Annotated in this window: 23 protein-coding genes; all 23 read right to left on the bottom strand. The window is 29.2% G+C overall.

Annotated features, from left to right (window positions below):
* Positions 1-8: 8 nt before the first annotated feature.
* Positions 9-2,018, bottom strand: coding sequence for a translation initiation factor IF-2 (gene infB / locus GOQ27_RS15570; RefSeq protein WP_203367798.1), 2,010 nt, complete (start codon positions 2,016-2,018; stop codon positions 9-11).
* Between the two features lie 22 nt (positions 2,019-2,040).
* Positions 2,041-2,346 (bottom strand): L7Ae/L30e/S12e/Gadd45 family ribosomal protein, encoded by a 306-nt coding sequence (locus GOQ27_RS15565; RefSeq protein WP_203367797.1) that lies wholly within the window; start codon positions 2,344-2,346, stop codon positions 2,041-2,043.
* Positions 2,339-2,608 (bottom strand): RNase P modulator RnpM, encoded by a 270-nt coding sequence (gene rnpM, locus GOQ27_RS15560; protein ID WP_203367796.1) that lies wholly within the window; start codon positions 2,606-2,608, stop codon positions 2,339-2,341. The genes GOQ27_RS15565 and rnpM overlap by 8 nt, the downstream gene beginning before the upstream one ends.
* A 13-nt stretch (positions 2,609-2,621) precedes the next feature.
* Complete coding sequence (nusA, locus tag GOQ27_RS15555) at positions 2,622-3,677, bottom strand: transcription termination factor NusA (RefSeq protein ID WP_203367795.1); 1,056 nt, start codon at positions 3,675-3,677, stop codon at positions 2,622-2,624.
* Positions 3,678-3,693: 16 nt separating this feature from the next.
* Complete coding sequence (gene rimP / locus GOQ27_RS15550) at positions 3,694-4,155, bottom strand: ribosome maturation factor RimP (RefSeq protein ID WP_203367794.1); 462 nt, start codon at positions 4,153-4,155, stop codon at positions 3,694-3,696.
* A gap of 149 nt (positions 4,156-4,304) precedes the next feature.
* On the bottom strand, positions 4,305-8,585 hold the full coding sequence (locus tag GOQ27_RS15545) for a PolC-type DNA polymerase III (RefSeq protein ID WP_203367793.1): 4,281 nt from the start codon (positions 8,583-8,585) through the stop codon (positions 4,305-4,307).
* Positions 8,586-8,689: 104 nt separating this feature from the next.
* A complete protein-coding gene (locus GOQ27_RS15540) occupies positions 8,690-9,322 on the bottom strand; it encodes a glycosyltransferase family 2 protein (protein WP_203368071.1) in 633 nt (210 codons plus the stop codon).
* 17 nt (positions 9,323-9,339) lie between these two features.
* Entirely contained in the window at positions 9,340-10,386 is a 1,047-nt protein-coding gene (ispG, locus tag GOQ27_RS15535) for a flavodoxin-dependent (E)-4-hydroxy-3-methylbut-2-enyl-diphosphate synthase (RefSeq protein ID WP_203367792.1), read from the bottom strand.
* Positions 10,387-10,398: 12 nt separating this feature from the next.
* Positions 10,399-11,400 (bottom strand): RIP metalloprotease RseP, encoded by a 1,002-nt coding sequence (gene rseP / locus GOQ27_RS15530; RefSeq protein WP_203367791.1) that lies wholly within the window; start codon positions 11,398-11,400, stop codon positions 10,399-10,401.
* Between the two features lie 16 nt (positions 11,401-11,416).
* Positions 11,417-12,568, bottom strand: coding sequence for a 1-deoxy-D-xylulose-5-phosphate reductoisomerase (locus GOQ27_RS15525; RefSeq protein ID WP_203367790.1), 1,152 nt, complete (start codon positions 12,566-12,568; stop codon positions 11,417-11,419).
* Between the two features lie 52 nt (positions 12,569-12,620).
* A complete protein-coding gene (locus GOQ27_RS15520; RefSeq protein ID WP_203367789.1) occupies positions 12,621-13,385 on the bottom strand; it encodes a phosphatidate cytidylyltransferase in 765 nt (254 codons plus the stop codon).
* A gap of 26 nt (positions 13,386-13,411) precedes the next feature.
* Positions 13,412-14,173: an undecaprenyl pyrophosphate synthase gene (gene uppS / locus GOQ27_RS15515; RefSeq protein WP_484477136.1), complete on the bottom strand. Its 762-nt coding sequence runs from the start codon at positions 14,171-14,173 to the stop codon at positions 13,412-13,414.
* A gap of 50 nt (positions 14,174-14,223) precedes the next feature.
* A complete protein-coding gene (locus GOQ27_RS15510) occupies positions 14,224-14,412 on the bottom strand; it encodes a hypothetical protein (RefSeq protein ID WP_203367788.1) in 189 nt (62 codons plus the stop codon).
* Between the two features lie 2 nt (positions 14,413-14,414).
* Positions 14,415-14,972 carry a ribosome recycling factor gene (gene frr, locus GOQ27_RS15505; protein WP_203367787.1) on the bottom strand — a complete coding sequence of 186 codons (558 nt, stop codon included), beginning with the start codon at positions 14,970-14,972 and terminating at the stop codon, positions 14,415-14,417.
* Positions 14,973-14,974: 2 nt separating this feature from the next.
* A complete protein-coding gene (gene pyrH / locus GOQ27_RS15500) occupies positions 14,975-15,691 on the bottom strand; it encodes a UMP kinase (protein ID WP_203367786.1) in 717 nt (238 codons plus the stop codon).
* A 115-nt stretch (positions 15,692-15,806) separates the two neighbouring features.
* Positions 15,807-16,454 carry a translation elongation factor Ts gene (tsf, locus tag GOQ27_RS15495; RefSeq protein ID WP_203367785.1) on the bottom strand — a complete coding sequence of 216 codons (648 nt, stop codon included), beginning with the start codon at positions 16,452-16,454 and terminating at the stop codon, positions 15,807-15,809.
* An 86-nt stretch (positions 16,455-16,540) separates the two neighbouring features.
* On the bottom strand, positions 16,541-17,245 hold the full coding sequence (gene rpsB / locus GOQ27_RS15490; RefSeq protein WP_203367784.1) for a 30S ribosomal protein S2: 705 nt from the start codon (positions 17,243-17,245) through the stop codon (positions 16,541-16,543).
* A 131-nt stretch (positions 17,246-17,376) separates the two neighbouring features.
* Positions 17,377-17,790 carry a DUF6115 domain-containing protein gene (locus GOQ27_RS15485; protein WP_203367783.1) on the bottom strand — a complete coding sequence of 138 codons (414 nt, stop codon included), beginning with the start codon at positions 17,788-17,790 and terminating at the stop codon, positions 17,377-17,379.
* 23 nt (positions 17,791-17,813) lie between these two features.
* Positions 17,814-19,628 carry a flagellar assembly protein A gene (locus tag GOQ27_RS15480; RefSeq protein ID WP_203367782.1) on the bottom strand — a complete coding sequence of 605 codons (1,815 nt, stop codon included), beginning with the start codon at positions 19,626-19,628 and terminating at the stop codon, positions 17,814-17,816.
* Positions 19,629-19,657: 29 nt separating this feature from the next.
* A complete protein-coding gene (locus GOQ27_RS15475) occupies positions 19,658-20,383 on the bottom strand; it encodes a sigma-70 family RNA polymerase sigma factor (RefSeq protein WP_207751325.1) in 726 nt (241 codons plus the stop codon).
* A 25-nt stretch (positions 20,384-20,408) separates the two neighbouring features.
* Positions 20,409-20,891, bottom strand: coding sequence for a chemotaxis protein CheD (locus GOQ27_RS15470; protein WP_203367781.1), 483 nt, complete (start codon positions 20,889-20,891; stop codon positions 20,409-20,411).
* Positions 20,892-21,506: a chemotaxis protein CheC gene (locus GOQ27_RS15465; RefSeq protein ID WP_203367780.1), complete on the bottom strand. Its 615-nt coding sequence runs from the start codon at positions 21,504-21,506 to the stop codon at positions 20,892-20,894. It lies immediately after the preceding gene.
* The gene (locus tag GOQ27_RS15460; RefSeq protein WP_203367779.1) at positions 21,506-21,955 is read right to left on the bottom strand and encodes a chemotaxis protein CheW; all 450 of its coding nucleotides are present in this window, start codon (positions 21,953-21,955) and stop codon (positions 21,506-21,508) included. Before GOQ27_RS15460 ends, GOQ27_RS15465 begins: the two co-directional genes overlap by 1 nt.
* Positions 21,956-21,958: the final 3 nt, after the last annotated feature.

Genomic DNA, 21,958 nt, shown 5'->3' with positions numbered 1-21,958 from the left:
CCTCAACATTACCTTTCTATTTCTTCCATTATATATGCTTCTATAATGTCGCCTTCTTTAAGGTCGTTATAATTTTCTATTCCTATACCGCCTTCATATCCAGTAGCGATCTCTTTAACATCATCTTTAAATCTTCTAAGAGATGATATTTCTCCTTCATGTACAACTACGTTATCTCTTAATAATCTAAGTTTAGAGTTTCTTGTTACTTTACCATTTAACATATATACTCCAGCAATTGTTCCAGCATTGGGAACTTTGAATGTAGCTCTAACTTCAGCTCTTCCTTGAACAACTTCTTTATATTCAGGATCAAGCATTCCTTTTATTGCCGCTTCAATATCTTCGATAGCTTTATAAATTATTCTATAGGTTCTTACATCTACTGACTCTCTATCCGCTAAGTTAGATGCAGAAGTTGTAGGTCTTACATTAAATCCTATTACTATTGCATTTGAGGCAGTTGCTAACATTATATCAGTTTCAGTAATAGCACCTACGCCCCCATGAATAGGATTGACTTTTACTTCTTCATTACTTAATTTCACTAATGCATCTTTTACAGCTTCAATCGATCCTTGTACATCCGCTTTTATAATTATATTAAGATCCTTAACTTCTCCAGTTTTTATTTGATTAAATAACTCATCAAGAGAAATATTTTGCTTAGATTTAATTTGATCTCTTTTTATTTGTTCTTTTCTTTCATCGGCAATTACACGAGCCTTTTTATCATCTTTCACTGCATATAATTTATCTCCCGCATGAGGAACTTCAGATAAACCAAGAATTTCCACTGCAGTTGATGGTCCAGCTTTCTTTACTCTCTTACCTTGGCTATCTATCATAGCTCTGACTCTTCCGCTAGCTGTTCCAGCTATTATTGAATCACTCACTCTTAGAGTTCCTTTTTGTACTAGTACAGTAGCTACAGGGCCCCTTCCTTTATCTAATTCTGCTTCAATAATTGTTCCTACCGCTTTACGGTTTGGATTAGCTTTTAACTCACCCATTTCAGAAACCAATAATATCATTTCTAAAAGTTCATCTAAACCTTCTTTATTTATTGCAGAAACTGGTACTGTGATTGTTTCACCACCCCAGTCTTCTGGAACAAGACCATGTTCTGTTAATTCCTGTTTAACTCTATCAGGATTTGCTTCTGGTTTATCCATTTTATTTATAGCTACTATAATTGGTACATTTGCTGCTTTAGCATGATTTATAGCTTCTATAGTTTGAGGCATTACTCCATCATCTGCAGCAACTACTAAAATTGCAATATCCGTAACTTGAGCTCCTCTAGCTCTCATAGAAGTAAAAGCCTCATGTCCAGGAGTATCTAAAAACACAATTTTATTATCATTAATTTTTACTGTTGATGCTCCTATATGCTGAGTTATACCTCCAGCCTCTTTTTCTGTTACATGACTTTCTCTAATAGAATCTAATAATGATGTTTTACCATGATCAACATGACCCATAACAGTAACTACTGGTGGACGTAATATAAGGCTTTCTGGACTATCTTCTGAATCTAGCTCATCTTCTTGAATTTCTTCTAATGTTTTACCTTCTTCAATAGCATACCCATACTCTGCTGCTATTAATTCTGTAGTTTCATAGTCTAATTCTTGATTTAAATTCGCCATGATACCTAAACCAATTAACTTCCCTATTAACTCATTACTATTTACAGAAAGCTTTTCTGCTAAGTCTTTAACTGTGATGTTACCTTCTATTTCTATTATATTTTGTTTCTCTTCTTCTATATTTGTATGATTAGTATTATTTGAATTTTCCGTTTTATCTTCTTCCTCTACTTTTGATTTTAGTTCTTCTTTTATATCACTATCAGATTTATTATTAAATAATTCTTTTAGTATTTTTGATTCTTCATCTTCAATCGTACTCATATGACTAGATACTTCTATATCTAAGTCATTCATTTTATTTATCAATTCTTTACTGCTAATATTTAATTCTTTTGCTAATTCATAGACTCTTTTCTTTGTCATACCACATTCACCCCCTATAAAATTAGGTGATACATTTAGATCTCTTTTTTAATGTATCAGAGAATTTCTTATCACATACTGCTATAACAGATATGTAATTTTTTCCTAGAGCATTGCCTAAATTCTCTTTATTTCCACATATTAATAATTCTATGTTATTCTTTTCGCTTAAATTAGTAAATTTCTTTTTGGTATTATCTGAAGCATCTTCTGCTAATATTATTAATACGGACCTTTTGAATTTTATAGCTTCTTCTGCTTTAAATTCTCCTGCTTTAATAATACTTGCTTTTTGACCTATACCTAAGAATGAATAAAAATTATTCATTTTTATATAACTCCTCTTTTAATGAATTGTAGACATCTGGCGAAATATTAGTTTTAAATGCTCTATTAAAAGCTTTACTTTTAAATGCCTTATCTAAACATTCTTTATTATTGCAGATATAAGCTCCTCTTCCATTGGCCTTTCCATTCATATCTACAAATACTTCACCTTCATTATTCTTTACAATTCTAACTAAGTCTTTTTTTTCTTTTCTTTCGTTACAAACAATACATTTCCTTAGAGGAATTTTTTTTGTTTTCATTCTATCACCTCTGTTATTCTAAATTTTCATCGGTGCTTTCTTCACTCTGACTTTCACTCTTAATATCTATTTTCCAGCTTGTTAACTTGGCAGCTAATCTAGCATTTTGTCCCTCTTTGCCTATTGCTAATGAGAGTTGATAATCTGGTACAATTACTGAAGCATTTTTTTCATTTTCATTTACTGTTACTTTTATTACTTTAGCAGGACTTAAACTATTAGCTATAAATTCAGCTGGATCGTTACTCCAGTTAATAATATCTATTTTTTCTCCATTTAATTCGTCTACAACAGCTTTTACTCTGCCTCCATTCTGTCCAACGCATGCTCCAACAGGATCAACGTTCTCATCGTTTGAATAAACAGCTATCTTAGTTCTAGAACCAGCTTCTCTGGATATACTATAGATATCAACAACTCCTTCTTGTATCTCTGGAACTTCTAATTCAAAAAGTCTTTTGACTAGCCCTGGATGACTTCTAGACAATAAAATTTGAGGACCTTTTGTAGTTTTCTTAACTTCAACTATATATGTTTTAATTCTATCATTATGATTATAAGATTCTCCTTTGATTTGTTCAGATGGTAGCAATATTCCTTCAGCTTTACCTAAATCTACCAGTACATTATTGTTTAGCTTTTGTATTATACCCGTTACTATTTCATTTTCTCTACTTATAAATTCATCAAAAATGATGTCTCTTTCAGCCTCTCGTATACGCTGTACTACTACTTGCTTTGCAGTTTGAGCAGCAATTCTACCAAAATTTCTAGGAGTTACTTCAATCTTTATAACATCCCCAATTTGATAATTAGAATCTATTTCTTTAGCATCATTTAGAGATATATGTAAAAACTCGTCATCTACTTGTTCTACTACATCCTTTAAAGCATAAACTTTAACATCTCCAGATTCATTATCAATTTCAACTTCTACATTTTGTGAAGATCCGAAGTTTCGTTTATAAGCTGATATTAACGCTGCCTCAATTGCTTCTATTAAGATCTCTTTAGCAACTCCTTTTTCTCTTTCTATTTCTTCAAGAGCCTGTATAAAATCGGCTTTCATCCCCATCTAACCTCCTTTAAAATTTAATAGCAAGATTTATCTTTGCTATATCATTTCTATTTAATTTTATAATTTCCCCTTCAACATCAAGCGATATATCATTTTCATTAAAATCAATTAATTGACCTGTATAATTCTTCGAATTATTAATTTGTTTATATAAACTAACTTCAACGTCTTTTTCTAAAGCTCTTTTATAGTCTTTGTCATTCTTGAACGGTCTATCTATCCCTGGGGATGATACTTCCAAGAAATAATTCTCTTCTACAGGATCAATTTCATCAAGTTTTTCACTTGTTAATTGACTTATACTCTGACAATCATCTATTGTCACACCACCAGGTTTATCAATAAATACTCTTAAATACATATAGGGTCCTTCTTTTACATATTCAACATCTACTAATTCAAATTCCTTGCTATCAGTTATCGGTTCTACTAAATTAAATACTAATTCTTCTACTTCTTTTTTAAGCATTTCTTTCACCTCCATAGTTTCTTATTCATATTTTATCTAAAATTACAATTATTAATACAATTAAACTAAAAGTAAAGAGTGGGTCTGCACCCACTCCTCCTTAAAACAGTCTTATATTAATTCTAATATATCATATAGAGTCACATAAATCAAATGCTAAATAAATCTAGTTGATTACTTTCCGACATACCATCTAGACATCCATGAACTCTTAATGCCTCAATAACTGTTTTAGAAACTTTTGCTCTCTTAGTAATATCTTCTATAGATAAAAATTTGCCCTCTTGTCTAGCCTCTACAATGCTTTTAGCGGCATTTTCTCCTACTCCTTGTAAAGACTTTAAAGGAGGAAGGATTCCATCATCTGTAATAAGAAAAATATCATTATGGGAGTGGTATAAATCTACTTTGTTAAATGTATACCCTCTCGCATACATTTCTAAAGCAACTTCTAATACAGTAAGCAAATTTTTCTCTTTAGCAGTTTTATTATTCCCTAATTCTTCTATTTCATTTATTTTACTTTTTATTGTATCTGTTCCTTTTGTTATTAATTCTGCATCAAAATCAGTTGCTTTCATTGTAAAATATGTTGCATAAAAAGCTTCTGGATGATGAACCTTAAAATATGCTATTCTAAAGGACATCATAACATAAGCAACTGCATGAGCTTTTGGAAACATATATTTTATTTTCTTACAAGAGTCAATATACCATTCAGGAATATTATTATCTCTCATATATTCTTCTTCTTCTTCAGTTAGTCCTTTACCTTTTCTGACTTTTTCCATTATCTTAAATGATTTCTTTTTATCTAAGCCATTATATATTAGATACATCATAATATCATCTCTAGTTGAAATAACTTCTTTAAGAGTTGTTACACCATTAATTACTAAATCCTGTGCATTATTTAACCAAACATCAGTACCATGTGAAAGACCACTTATACGAACTAATTCTGCAAAAGTTGTAGGTTGAGTATCTAACAACATCTGAATAACAAACCGAGTACCAAATTCTGGTATTCCAAATGATCCTGTTTTACAATTTATATCATCTGGGGTTATGCCTAATGTTTCTGTAGATGTAAATATCTTCATAGTTTTAGGATCATCTAAAGAAATTTTTTGAGCATCCTCTCCAGTCAAATCTTCAAGCATTCTTATTATAGTAGGTGTATCATGACCTAAAATATCTAATTTAAGAATTCTACCACTTATAGAATGGTAATCAAAATGTGTTGTTATTACTCCAGCTTCAGGATTATTAGCTGGGTATTGGATAGGGGTAAAATCGTATATATCTTTATCTTGAGGTACTACCATAACTCCTCCTGGATGCTGTCCTGATGTTCTTTTAATACCAGTACATCCATTAATTAATCTACTTGTCTCTGCTCTATTTAATATTAATTCTCTTTCTTCATAATATTTTCTAATAAATCCATAGGCTGTTTTGTCAGCTATAGTACCTATTGTTCCGGCTCTGTATACATGTCCTTCTCCAAATAAATCTTCTGTATATTGCATGGCTATTGTTTGTTCTTCACTAGCAAAATTTAAGTCGATATCTGGTTCTTTATCTCCTTCAAAACCTAGAAAAACTTCAAAGGGTATATCAAAACCATCTTTTTTATAATTAGTTCCACACTTAGGACAATTCTTATCCTTCATATCAACCCCAGAACCTACAGATCCATCAGTTATAAATTCGCTATTCTTACAATCAGGACATACATAATGAGGTGGTAGTGGATTAACTTCTGTTATATCACTCATCGTAGCAACAAAAGAAGAACCAACAGATCCTCTCGATCCAACAAGATAGCCATCTTCTAGCGACTTTTTAACAAGTTTATGGGATATAATATAAAGAACCGCATATCCATTACTAATAATAGAGTTTAATTCTTTATCTAATCTACTTTTAACTATCTCAGGAATAGGATCTCCATATATATTTTTAGCTTTATTGTATGTCATATCCTTTAAATCTTTATCTGAACCTTCAATCACTGGAGGAAATGTTCCATTTGGTATAGGTAATATCTCTTCTATCATATCAGCGATTATATTAGTATTTTTTATAACAACTTCTTCTGCTATCTCTTCCCCTAGATAAGAAAATTCTTCTAACATTTCGTCTGTAGTCTTAAAATATAATGGAGCTTGATTGTCTGCATCAGAAAACCCTTTACCAGCCATTAAAATTCTTCTATATGCTTCATCTTGAGGATCTAAGAAATGTGCATCACCTGTAGCGACCACAATTTTATTGTATTTCTTACCAAGGTGATATATTTTTTTATTTATATTTTTTAATTCATTTACATCTTTAACCATTCCATTTTCAACTAAAAAATTATTATTCCCTAAAGGTTGTACCTCTAAATAATCATAGAAATTTACAATCTCCCTAACTTCTTTATCGGATTTATTTCTTAAAATAGCTCGATATAATTCTCCAGCTTCGCATGCTGTACCAATAATTAATCCTTCTCTATATTTATTTAATAGAGATTTGGGGATTCGAGGTTTTCTATAGAAGTAGTTTATATGACTTTCTGATACAATTTTATATAAATTTTTTAAACCTGTGTAGTTTTGAGCATATATTATTATATGATGTGTGTCTTGAGATTTATAATTAATATTACCACTAAAAATCGTGTTTATTTCTTCAAGCTTTGTGACATTCATATTTTTTACATCGTATATCATTTTTAATAATATATCTGCAGTTGCTTTTGAATCATCTACAGCTCTATGATGATTTTCTAAACTAACATTTAAATATTTTGCTACCCTATTTAATCTATGACTTTTTAAGTTAGGATATAATTCTCTCGCAAATTGAAGAGTATCTAATATAGGATTAGATAAAGTAATTCCCATATCATTAAAGTTTTTAGATATAAACCCCATATCAAAGGAAGCATTGTGAGCTACTAACACTGCATCTCCAATAAATTTTTTAAATTCAGGAAGTATTTCATCTATTGTAGGTTCACCCCTTACCATTTCATCAGTAATTCCTGTAAGTTCTACTACTTTCAAAGGAATTTTCTTCTGAGGATTAACAAGTTTACTAAATGTATCTACTACTTGATTATTAACAATTTTCACAGCTCCAATTTCAGTTATTCCATCATTTATAGGAGAAAATCCAGTAGTTTCTATATCGAAAACTATATATTCGCAATCAATATCTTGATCTCTAGAATTTATTACAATCTGTTTGGAATCGTTGACTAAATAACCTTCTACTCCATATAATACTTTTACACCATGTTTATTTGCTGCTGACATTCCTTCGGGAAAGCCTTGTACAACTCCATGGTCTGTTATACCAATAGCCTTATGTCCCCATTCCTTAGCTCTTTTAACATATTGAGTGATATTTGTCATACCATCCATATCACTCATCTGAGTATGAAGATGGAGTTCTACTCTTTTTTCCTTATTTTTATCTTTTCTACTTGATGAGTAGGATGTTTTAATTCCTTTACCCATCATAACTAACTCTCTAGAAAAACTATCGTATACAATATCCCCTGTAATTATATAGGTATCACCAATTGTTAAACCCGCATCTATAACCTCTTGTTGTTTTTTGTTTGCAAAAATTTTAATTTGAATAGAATTAGTGAAATCTGTTACATTTATCATATATATTTTTTTGTTATTTTTTATTTCTTTAGTCTCTATGTCAAATACTTCACCCTTTATTGTGATTGTTCCCGAATTAGTATTTATAGTCTTCATTGATATGATTTCATCATCTACTCTTTTACCAAAGACATATTCACTTTTGATATTATTTTTTTCATAATTATTTGATTTAGGTGGCTCACTAGTTATTTTTATTTTCTCAACCATTTTTTTCTCTACTAACTCTTTTTGTTGATAGTGGTCATTAAAACTAGATGCCTCATTATCATTTAAAACAATCTTTACTTCTATATCTATATCAAATTCTTCTTTAATTTTCATTTTTATGATTTCATTTAACTTTTTATTTAAAATAGCTTGTAAGAACAACTCATCTTCTACTTCTATTAACAAATCATTGTTGTTAACTACTTTTTTTATATTATTAATCCAACCTGTACTTGAAGGTATATAGTGTTTTATCATATATATTATATTATTCCAATAGTTATCTATAACCCAGTTATTATCAATTTTATCTAAGTCATATTTTATAGTAATATTAATTTTATCTATCCCTTTTAATATTTTTTTAAATGAAGCTTTTAATAGTTCAATGTCTTGAAAATTAATGATTTTTATACTTTTAAGCTTAAGGGTTATAATTCTATTGCTATTATTTAGATATACTTTTTCAATCTTGCACTCTCTTAATTCATCACTGCATTTAATACTATGTTTATCAACTAAATAATCTAGTTTATAATTCTGTATCATCTTTTTAATTCCCCCTAATTATTACTTTTGGGTCGCTTTTATATTTATCGGATCATCTATCGTAGTAGCATCAAAAAATTATCATCTTTTTAAATCATGAATTTTTAATCTTTAATTATAAATTTACTTATATCTAGGTACATTTTAAATCTTTCCTTAAGACCATTTAAAATCCCCATTTTTTCTTCTTTCATTAAATGTGTTAAATTTTTCATAGGAATTTCTTTAACCCTTATATTATTTCTTTGAACAAACTTAGTAATAGCTATTTCAAGGCCGTATTTAGATATATCAATATTTGGTATTTTATCTATAAGCTCTCTTTTTATTGCTCTTTGTCCAGATAAAAAGGGAGTGATTTTTTGAGCTAAATCTGTCTTAAATCTACCTTTAGTAAATATTCCAATGCTCATTTCATAGTCTTCAAAAACTATAGGTAATATTAAGTCTGTTACATGTTTAGATGTAAGACCTACTAAATCAGCATCTAGAAATAGTATAATATTACCTTTGGACTTTTCAAATCCACTCCTTACTGCTGAACCTTTTCCTCTGTTTATAGAAAATTCTAATACCTCTACATTAGACTCCTTTGCAATGAAAGCAGTTTTATCTTGAGAACCATCACTAACTACTATAATATCTTCGATAAGATCTACTTGTTTAATTGTTTCAATAATATTTTTTATAGTTTTCTCTTCATTTAAGGCAGGTATTATAGTAGTAATATGATACATTCTCTTCACCTACTTTATTATAGTTTATTTATCTCTTTAATTAATTCATCAATAAGTTGTTCTTCTTGAACTTTTTTTACTATTTTTCCTTTTTTAAAAATTAAGCCTAATCCATTTCCTCCAGCAATCCCAATATCAGCTTCCCTTGCTTCCCCTGGTCCATTTACCTCACATCCCATTATAGCAACTTTTATAGGTTTATTTAAATTATCTATTCTACTTTCAACCTCTTCAACTATTTTTTCTAAATTAATGCGGGTTCTTCCGCATGTGGGACAAGAAATAACTTCAATTTTATCATTAAGTAGCCCTAAAGAGCGAAGTATTTGTTTTCCAACTTTAACCTCTTCAATAGGACTTCCAGTCAACGAAACTCTTATAGTATCTCCAATTCCTTTATATAATAATGAACCTATTCCGATTGCTGATTTAATAGTGCCTTTCCAGAGAGAACCTGATTCTGTAATTCCAATATGTAATGGATAATTTACCATTTCAGATAATTTCTCATAGGATTTGATTGTCATATCAATATCAGTAGATTTAACTGATATTATTATCTTATGAAAATCCATTTCCTCAAGAATTCTCACATGTTCCATAGCACTCTCTACCATAGAATCAACATTCACACCATTATATCTTTTAAGATATTCCTTCTTGATAGATCCCGAATTAACACCTATTCTAATAGGAATATCTTGTTCCTTACATGCTTTTACAACTTCTCTAACTCTCTGATCATCTCCAATATTACCTGGGTTAATCCTTAATCCATCAATTCCACCTTTTATAGACTCTAAAGCCAATTTATAATCAAAATGTATATCAGCAATAATAGGTATTTGTACTTGCTCTTTAATTTGTTTAATTGCCCTAGCTGCTTCCATATCTGGTACTGCTAACCTTACGATATCACAGCCTATTTTTTCTAGTTCCTTAATTTGATTAACTGTTAATTCTATGTCCCTAGTGTCTGTATTAGTCATAGATTGAACCGATATCGGAAAGTCACTCCCGATACCTATTTTTCCATAGTAAAAATTCTTTGTATTTTTTCTCATTAAAACACCTTCCTAAAAAATGTTTAATCTATTTATGTCATTGTATGAAATTAGTAACATTAAAGCAATTAGAAATACAAATCCGATAAAATGAATGATTCCTTCTTTTTCTGGATCTAGGGGTTTTCCTCTTACTAATTCAACTAAAATAAATAAAATTCTACTACCATCTAGAGCTGGTATAGGTAATAAATTAAAGAATCCTAAGTTTATGTTTATGAAAGCTGCTAAATTTAATACACTTAAAAATCCATACTTAGTTGTTTCTCCAATTAACTGAATAACTCCTATTGGACCTGCAACATCACCTTTATTTATATTTCCAGTTATAGCCATTTTAATAAAATCAAACATCAATGTGATAATAAATATTAAATTAGTAAAAGAATACTTAATTGATTCAATAACAGATACATTTGTTTTAACACTAATACCAATCACTTTATTTCCACTTTCATCTATCTGTGGATCTAATGTGAAACTTTTAACTTCTCCATCTCTCAAAACTTTTATATCCACTGTGTTTTCAACTGTAGCAAAAATATTTTTGAATTCTTGCCAATCACTAATTTTATTTCCTTCTACTGAAATAATTTTATCTCCATTTTTAATTCCGGCTTCATATGCTGGTCCATTCTGCATAACAGTATCTATTTCTGTAGTAGGCGTTCCTATAACTATAGAAACTATAAAAAATATAATTAAAGCTAAAATAAAATTCATTGTAGCACCAGCTAATAGTACTAAAATTCTTGATATAGGAGATTTATTGCTAAAACTTCTTTCATCATCCGATTTCTCGTCTTCACCTTCCATTCTCACATATCCACCAATAGGTAAGACTCTTAGTGAATACTCTGTTTCGCCTTTATTAAGTTTCCCAATTCTTGGACCCATACCAATAGAAAATTCATGAACTTTAATTCCCACTAATTTAGCTACTGCAAAATGTCCAAATTCATGTACTAATACAACAATAAAGAATATAATAATCGCTGCAATTGCTGTAGTCATAAAAACACACTCCTAACTAAAATTTTAATAATTCTATAGCCTTGTTCCTAGCCCAATTGTCACTATATAAAATCTCATCTAATGTTGGGTCACATATATTCTTATGCTTATCTAATACAGTTTCTATTGTATTCGGTATATCATAAAATCCAATCTTATCTTTCAAAAACATATCTACTAATACTTCGTTAGCTGCATTTAAAACAGATGGTATTGTTCCTTCTTCCTCAGAAGCTCTATATGCAAGCTTCAGACAAGGAAAAGTTGTTAAATCAGGCTTTTCAAAAGTAAGATTTGATACTTCTATAAGATTTAATTTTTTTATATTATTTGATATACGTTTAGGATATGATAATGCATATTGTATTGGAATTCTCATATCTGATACACCTAATTGAGCTATTATACTACCATCAATATATTCAACCATAGAGTGAATTATACTTTGAGGGTGAACTATTACCTCTATATCATTAAGATTTATATCAAATAACCACTTTGCTTCAATAACTTCTAGTCCTTTATTCATTAGTGTTGAAGAATCAATTGATATTTTTCTTCCCATACTCCAATTTGGATGCTTTAGTGCTTCTCTGGAAGATATATTTAATAAATCACTCTTCTCTTTGTTTCTAAAGGGTCCACCAGATGCAGTCAATATAATTTTACTAATTTCTTTACTTTCCTTGCTAGTTATGGATTGAAAAATAGCTGAATGTTCACTATCCACGGGAATAACACTAACATTGTGTTCTTTAGCTTTATTCATAACAATACTTCCTGCTGTAACCAGTGTCTCTTTATTGGCTAATGCTATGTCTTTACCAGACTCTATTGCTGCTAAGGTAGGTTTTAATCCTATCATTCCTACAACTGAAGTTAATAATAATTCTATACTCTCATATTTAGCCATCTCAATTAGTCCATCTAGCCCACTAAATACTTTAATATTAAAAGGCTTTAATTTATCTCTAAGGATATTAGCATTAGCTCTATCAAATACTGCTACAATATCAGGTTTAAATTCTAATGCTTGTTTTTCTAATAATTTTATATTATTATTACCACTTAATGCCACTACATTAAATAGATTACTATTATTTCTTATTACATCTAAAGCTTGGGTTCCAATTGAACCTGTAGATCCTAATATTCCTATATTTCTCAAAGTATCACTCCTCTATTATCTATTTTTAAAAAATATTACTTGTTACTATATCTTATATCAAATAACTAATAAAATAAAATATTAAAGGAGAAATAAATAATATACTATCAAATCTATCTAATACACCGCCATGTCCAGGCATGATATTTCCATAATCTTTTATACCTATATTTCTCTTTATCTTAGATGCAGTAAGGTCACCAATTACAGAGGCTATTGATGATATAACCCCTAAGGCTGCATATAGGAAAATATTATCTAGATTAAATATTTCCACAAAAATTATAGTAGATATTAACGCACCTATTAGACCTCCAATAGCTCCTTCAATTGTTTTCTTAGGACTGAGTATTGGTGCTAATTTTCTTTTGCCAAAGAAATTTCCGCTAAAATATGCAAAAGTATCAGTAGAGAATGCAATTATAAATATAAGCCATATTAAAATATTTCCTTCTAAAAATGAAATATGGACTAGTGAAAATGGAATATATAAACTTGCAAATACACTAATGCATATTTCGTTTATATTATAGTCACTATTAAACACATATATAATTAAAAATATAATCAAATTCAATACTATACTAAAAGTTACTAGGTTATAATTATTTAATATTGAAAAAACAAATAGCAATATAGAATATAAATATAGATATTTTGTTAATTTAATATTAACTTTAGAAAAGGCTCTTCTAAACTCCTTTATACCAATAAGAGTAATAACTAAAACAGATATTTTTAAAACTATACCACCTGTCATTACAGCACCTAATAATAGAATCACTCCTATTAATCCGCTAATAATTCTTGTTCTCATTTTCCCACTCCTTAATCACTCGTTTACTAAATACCTCCAAATCTTCTATTACGTTGCTGATATTCATATATTACTTTATGTAAGTTATTACTATGAAATTCAGGCCAATTCACATCAAGAAAGAAGAATTCACTATATGCTATCTGATAATTCATAAAATTACTCAACCTTTTTTCACCACTAGTTCTTATAACTATATCAGGATCAGGTTGATTTTTAGTATATAAAAACTCTTTAAAAGATTCTTCATTGATTTCATCTATATTTATCTCATTATTTCTTATTTTTTCCCATAATAATTTCGTGGCTCTTACTATTTCACTTCTCCCACCATAATTTAAAGCAATATTTAATATTAATTTAGTATTATCTCTAGTCAATTCTATAGCATCATTTATTTCACTATTGATTTTTGTATCAAACCTGCTAAGATCTCCTAAAACATTTAATTTAACATTATTATCATGAATTTCTTGTAGTTTACTTTTCAAAAACTCAACTAAAAGTCTCATTAAATAATCAATTTCATCCTTTGGTCGAGACCAATTTTCAGTGGAAAATGCATATAGGGTCAAATGTTTTATACCCAGATTCCCGCATTCTTCAACTGTATCCATAACTCTTTTTACACCTTCTCTATGTCCTGCAGTTCTTGGTAAAAATCTTTTTTTAGCCCACCTACCATTACCATCCATAATTATAGCTATATGTTCAGGTAAATTCTCAAAATCGATTTTCCCTTTATAACCAGCTTTACGGTCTGTATTTTTATTTTTAAAAATCTCCACTGTTATACCTCCAATATAATGACTAAAAACCCCTTCTTAGTAGAAGGGGATTAAAAAGCACATACTATAATTTTAATTAATTTATCATCAATATCAAATTTAACAACCCTTAATTCATTCAGGTTATTGTTAAATCGATTGTTAGTTCCCTTTGTTTCAACTATTGTTATAGATAAATCCTCATCTATTTTTGATATAGCATCTTTTAATGGTAACCCTATTATATTAAGGTACTTCAATTCTAAACCTCCAACAATTCTGATTCTTTCTCCTTAGCTAACTTTTCGATTTCAATAATGTAATTGTCAGTTAACTTTTGAGTTTGATCTTCTGCTTTTGATAATTCATCATCAGTAAGATCACCATTTTTGTTTAGTTTCTTTAATTCATCATTAGCTGTTCTTCTCTCATTTCTTATAGCTACTTTAGCCCCTTCAGTAATTTTACCTAGGACTTTAATCATATCTTTTCTCGTTTCTTCCGTTAATTGCGGTATTATTAATCTTATAGTTTTTCCATCATTAGATGGATTTAATCCCAAATCTGATTTCATAATTGCTTTTTCTATGTCTGGTAGGGCGTTAGCATCCCATGGAGATATAAGTAACTGTCTTGCTTCAGGTACTGAAATATTAGAAATCTGCTTCAAAGGAGTTGCAGTTCCATAATAATTCACCATTACTTTGTCTAATAATGCTGGGTTTGCTCTTCCAGCTCTTATTGTCTTTAGTTCGTCACTAAAAACCTTAACTGTCTTTTTCATTTTTTGCTCTACTTCTTTATGAGTCTCTAAATACATAACTAATCCTCCTTTAATTTAGTACCAATTTCAGCTCCAAAAATCACCTTTTTAATATTTTCAGGCTGCTCTATACCAAATACAATTATTGGTATATTATTATCTTTACATAGAGAAGCTGCCGTTGAATCCATAACTTTAAGCTCTAAATTTAATACATCTTTATATTTAAGTTCATTGAACTTTTTGGCATCAGGATTTTCTTGAGGGTCTGAATCGTAGACTCCATCTACACCCTTTTTAGCTAATAGAATAACTTCAGACTCAATTTCAGCAGCTCTAAGTGCAGCAGTAGTATCAGTAGTAAAATAAGGATTTCCAGTTCCAGCTGCAAATATAACTACTCTACCCTTTTCAAGATGTCTTACTGCTTTTCTTCTAATATATGGTTCAGCAATTTGTCTCATCTCAATAGCTGTTTGTACTCTGGTTAGCACTCCAATATTTTCTAGTGCATCTTGCATAGCTAACGCATTAATTACTGTCGCTAACATACCCATGTAGTCTGCAGTAGTTCTATCCATCTCTTTACTACTTCTTCCTCTCCAGAAATTACCTCCACCAACTACAATTGCAACTTCAACACCTGATTCTTGTAATCCTTTTACTTCTTCAGCTATTTTCATTATTGTCTCTTCGTCTAAACCAAAACTTTTATCTCCTTTTAAAGCTTCTCCACTTAACTTTAATACTACCCTTTTATAAATAGGTTTATCCATTTAAACACTCCTAGCTATATTATTCTACATTAATAAGTAATCTCCTCTAAAATATCATTTTAAAGTAATTATTCAAATGGAGAACACAGGGTGTTCTCCATTTGTGTTAATATTATTAGCTTTGAATTTGTTTTGCTACCTCTTCAGCAAAATTTTCTTCTTTTCTCTCTATACCTTCTCCAACTTCATATCTTGTAAACCTTCTAATTTTAATGTTCTCGCCTAACTTAGCAATTTTTTCATTCATTAGTTGCTCGATAGTTTTATCAGGATCTTTAATAAATGTCTGTTCCATTAAACATACTTGCTTATAATATTTATCAATTCTTCCTTCTACCATTTTATCAACTATTTTTTCAGGTTTTCCTTCGTTTAATGCTTGTTCTCTTAATATATCTTTTTCTTTTTCAATTTCATTTGCTGGTACTTGATCTCTTGATACATATTGTGGGTTCTGAGCTGCAACTTGCATAGCTACATTTTTAGCAAACTCTTTAAACTCCTCATTTTTAGCAACAAAATCAGTTTCACTATTAACCTCAACCATAACTCCTATTCTACCACCATGGATATAAGATTCTACTACACCTTCTGCAGCCACTCTTCCTGCTTTCTTAGCTGCTTTAGATAAACCTTTTTTCCTAAGTAATTCTATTGCTTGTTCCATATTACCATCAGTTTCAACTAAAGCTTTTTTACAGTCCATCATACCTGCACTAGTTTGTTCTCTTAATTCTTTTACCATTGCTGCTGTTACTGCCATATTAACGCCTCCTCAATTTATCATCGTATATTAATAAATGGTAAGAGTAGTAAGGGAAAATTCCCTTATTGCCCTTACCATTTGAATTACTCGTTATCTTCTATTTGTTCGCCTTGCTTACCTTCTAAAACGGCATTTGCCATTGTTTCAGTAAGTAGCTTAACTGCTCTTATAGCATCATCATTACCTGGAATTACATAGTCAACTTCATCTGGATCACAGTTTGTATCAACTATTGCAACAACAGGAATTCCTAAAATCTTCGCTTCTTTTACAGCAATTTTCTCTTTTCTAGGATCTACTATAAATAGAACACTTGGAATTTTCTTCATATCCTTAATACCACCAAGGAATTTTTCTAGTCTTTCTTCCTCATGCTTTAACTTTATAACTTCTTTTTTTGGAAGAACTTCATAAGTTCCTTCTTCTTCCATTCTTTTAAGTTCATGAAGTCTTGATATTCTCTTATTTATAGTTTTAAAGTTTGTTAGCATACCCCCAAGCCATCTTTGACTTACAAAATGCATACCGCATCTCTTAGCTTCGTTCTCGATTGACTCTTGAGCTTGCTTCTTAGTTCCTACAAAAAGAACCTCTCCATCGTTAGCAGCAATTTCTTTAATAACATTGTAAGCTTCTTCTACTTTTTTCACTGTTTTTTGAAGATCTATAATATAGATTCCATTTCTTTCAGTAAATATATATTCAGCCATTTTTGGATTCCATCTTCTTGTTTGATGTCCAAAATGAACACCTGCTTCAAGAAGTTGTTTCATACTTATAACTGCCATTACTACACCTCCTTTGTTTTACGCCTCCACTCATATCACTTTCCTATAAAACCTTGTTAGGCACATTCATAAGAATTAATGAGTGTGTGTATTTTCACCTCTACGAGTATACCATAAAAATCGTAGTAATTTCAACTCTTTTTTTTGATTTTATTAAAATTATTTAGTTTAACCATCATTTCTACTTCTCTTTTACCTTTATTTAACCTTTTTGCTATTTCATCAATACTATTTCCATCTTTATAAAGATCTATAACTTCTTCTTTTATTTTTCTTGTATAATCTTCAGTAGCATAGTCATCCTTAGTACCACTTATATTATAATTAGATTCTATAATATAACTTTCTTTTTGAGAATTTTCATTTTTTATCATGCTCTCTAAGTCAATAATAACACCACTAATTATATCACTATATTCTACAATTTCATTATATATCTTTATAATTTCATTGTATTTAGTATTTTCTACTTCTCTATATTTTACAATTAAAATAATGGATAATATAATCAATAATATTCCAAATATTATCATGCTAAGAATCATATTTTTTCTCCTTCGTATCTCTATTAAAGTTTTGTTACTTTGATAGTCCCCCTTACCAAAGTAAATTTGGAATTTTTTATAGGCTTTCTAATATACATTGAATGATTCCCTATAACTATTTTTACCCCAGGATATATAATATCATCAACTTTTATAGTTCCTGTAGATAAAATTTTCAATTCTTTTTCTTTGTTTTCATATTCTTCAATTAAATTTTTCTTTTTTTCATTCAACTGTTTATTGGTTTTTAATAACTTTTTAAATAAAATAATTTTTTTATCCGACAAGTTATTATGTTTATAACTCTTATCTAAAATATTTATTGATTTTGATATTTTGATAATATCTTGTTCAATTCCCTCGATTTCTGATTTAATATTAACTAAATTTTCTTTCAATTCTGGATTAGTCCCTACCTCTACTAGTGTGTAGGTTTCCATAGGTGATCCAATAATATTTGCATGTACTTCAAACTGGGCTTTGCACTCTCCCCCTACTATTAACCCCTTTTTTCCTTGCACATTTATACTACTATTACTTTGAGCAGTACTATGTAATATAGCTTGAGCAGTAATATCCCCTTCAGCTTTTACTGTTGCATTCTCAATATACTTTGATACGATTTCACCTTTAGATTCTAATGTTGCCCTATTTTTACCTACTATACCTCTGGCTAAATAAATATTACCAATGGATTTTACACTGGTATCTTCAACTACACCATTAACATATACATCACCTAAAGCTTCTACTTTAAAACCACTATTTACACAATTATTAACCACTACAGTACCATTAAAGTCAATATTCCCCGTGTGACTATCTACATTTCCTTCTATATTATATATATTTAAAACTTCTAGTTTCCCATTAGTTAACCTAACTTGTCCATCAATATCAGAAAAAATTTCCTCCTCATTTATCGTTATATTTTTACCAATTTTTAAACTAGCTGGCTTCCCCTCTATTGCAGATATCTCTTCACCTAGAATGTTAAATCCAATCTCTCCCTGGGTAGGAGGATTAATTAGGGCTAATATTTGACCTTTACTTATATTATTTACTAAGCCTAAGTTTCTAAAATCAACTCTTCCATTGTCTAATATACAAGGTTTTAAGTCAGTATTAATATCAAATTTATAATCTAGATACCCATCTTCACCATTTATTGGATCCTTTCCGTAGGCTATAGCATATTTTTTATTATATAATTTACTTTTAAAAATTTCTTTTAACATATTGTTGTCTATACCAAATTTAATTTTTTCTTCTAATATGTTCAATGCTTCAGTATATGTAATCTTTTTTCCATCTTCATCCCCTGGAATTATTTCAACATATCCTTTCATATTATCTTTACTTATATCAATAATAATTTCATCATCTACTATAATTTCATTCTGTACTGGAGCTAAAATAATGTCTTCATGTAAATTATCAATTGCTTCGTAGATTTTACTTTTATCAAAATCCTTTATTTCTTTTCTACAAATATAATTGTATATTTCATTATATAAAGATTTTTTGTCTTTTATTTTATTTACTGTTACCTTTACCCCTTCATTTGTAAATTGGATATTATAATCTTTTTGGGGTTTTTCTAATTTAGATAAATATTCTTCATCAATTAATTCATCTAAATTTTCCTTATTGTCAGTTGAATAACTATTCAAGTTACTACTCAGTTTAAACTCCATCTTATAGTATTTTTTTATTATTCTGTTTTTTTCCGTAATAATTTTAATATCCAAATCTTCCTGGGATACATTAAAATGTTCAGTTGCCTGTTGTATAAGTTTATTTTTATTATTTCCCTCTAAAATGATACACTTTTCCATAATACCCCCACCACCCCAAAGTTAATTATTTATATTAATTTACTCAGTTGGTTCTTAAGCTTTTTTATTGCTTTACTATGAATTTGTGAAATTCGTGATTCTGATAAATCTATAACTTTACCAATTTCTTTATAATTTAATTCTTCATAATAATATAAGGTTATTACCATTTTTTCCTTTTCCGGTAATTCCAAAATAATATCAGTTAGTGTTTCTATGTATTCACTTTCCTCCATAATATTTTGAGGGTCATCTGATATATCTAAAGGCTGCTCTCCGTTATTTAATATTATTTCATCTAGTGAAGTAATATTAAAAGAGTTAATTTCTTTTAATATTACTTCTACTTCTTTTACTGGTATGTTTAATTCTTTTGAAATTTCTTCAGAAGTTACATCTCTGTGTAATTTATTTTCAAGATTATAGATAGTTCTTTCAATTAATTTGGACTTTGCTCTTAAAGCTCTTGGTACCCAGTCTAATTTTCTCAAATTATCAATTATAGTACCTCTAATTCTTAATTGTGCATAGGTTTCAAATTTTGCACCTCTATAAGGATCAAATTTATCTATAGCATCAATTAATCCTAAAGCTCCAAAACCCATTAAGTCATCAAATTCTACTTTTCCACCATAGTAGTTATACATTCTACTAGCTACAATTTTTATGATATATGCATATTCTTCTATTAGTTTATTTTTCATATGAATATCACTATACTCATGATAGTCTTTCCACATTTTATCTTTTAGCATAATTCTCCTCCTATGAGGTGATTAGTTAAATAGTTTTTTTACCATATCCTATAGTTTTTATTAATAAACTTCCATCTGAAGATCGAAATTCAATTGTTCTTCCAAAATTTCCACCAGTGTCCTCTGCGATAATTTTAATTCCTAACTCATCAAGTTTTGATTTAGAAGCTAGTACATTTCTTTCTCCAATTTTAAGAACATCAGCTTTACTATTAAACTTAAACATTTGTGCTCCTCCAGCCAATTTAGCTACCATATTATGTTTATTAGCTCCTATAAATTCCATCTTCGATATTAATAATTCAATTCCAGAATCTGCAAATTTAGCTTTATTTGAATTGTTTTTAATTTCTAAGCTAGAAGGTAACATTATATGAGCTAGTCCTGCTATTTTATTCTTTCTATCAAATATGGCAATTCCTACACAAGAACCTAATCCTAAAGTAACAAGTGTTCCGTTATTTTTTATAGTGTTTAAATCTGCCATTCCAACTTTTAATGATTGCATTTATACTACTCCTAAACTATTTAATATAATTTCAAAAGAATCAATATCTGGTATCAAAAATAAATTTCCAGATATATATTTATTCTCTTCTATAAATTCTGTTTCAATAAAAAGAACTTTATCAGAAACATAACTAAATTGTATTGCTGGAACACTTAAAATTGCACCAGCCATATCTATTGTTATTGCCGGTACTGAAGTCTTAAGTTTTAGACTGGTTAATTGACTTAAAGAATTTATATATGAAGAAGCTAATATATTTCCTATTTCAGACAAAGCAGATATTTCTAATTCGTTTAATTCTGAACTTTCCTTTTTCTTATCAAATAAAAGTTCAACTAGATTTTTTGCCGATTCTAAATCTAATATAAACATTATATTCCCCACTGCATCTCCTTCCATTCCAAAATAGATACCTACTACTGGGTTTTCCGGACCACCCAGTATTCCATCTACCTCTGAAAAATTTAGAAGTCTTACTTGGGGTACATTCATATCAACTTTATTATTTATTATTTGTGATAATGCTGTGGCTGCATTTCCAGCTCCTATATTCCCTAATTCTTTCAATACATCTAAAAGAATATTATTTAAATTACTAATATCAACAGTCATTATTCTTCCCTTTCAATATCCAAGATTCTGTCTAGATCAATAATTAAAATTAATTTATCATTTTTCTTACCAATTCCCTTAATATAATTATAATCTTCACTTTCATTTATATTTGGAGGATTATCAATTTCATCTTTTTGTAAATAAACAACTTCAGAGGATGCGTCAACCAATAATCCTACGACTATTTCATCCCTATATGTTATTATTACTCGAGAGTTTTCATTTATTTCAATCTCTCCTATTCCTAACCTCTTCTTAAGATCTATAACAGGAATAACTTCACCCCTAAGATTGATTACTCCTTTGATATATCCTTCAGAATTAGGTATACGAGTAAAATCCTCTACTTTTTCTATAGTTTTAACCATTGAAATATCTATGGCATAACTATCATTATGTATTCTGAAAATCACATATTGATTTTCTACTTCAATAATATTCTCCATAAA

It is taken from the genome of Anaeromonas frigoriresistens, from assembly GCF_016820655.1.
GTDB lineage: Bacteria > Bacillota > Clostridia > Tissierellales > SIT17 > Anaeromonas > Anaeromonas frigoriresistens.
The sequence above is the reverse complement of the archived record's forward strand: the minus strand, read 5'-3'. Positions and strand labels throughout refer to the sequence as shown.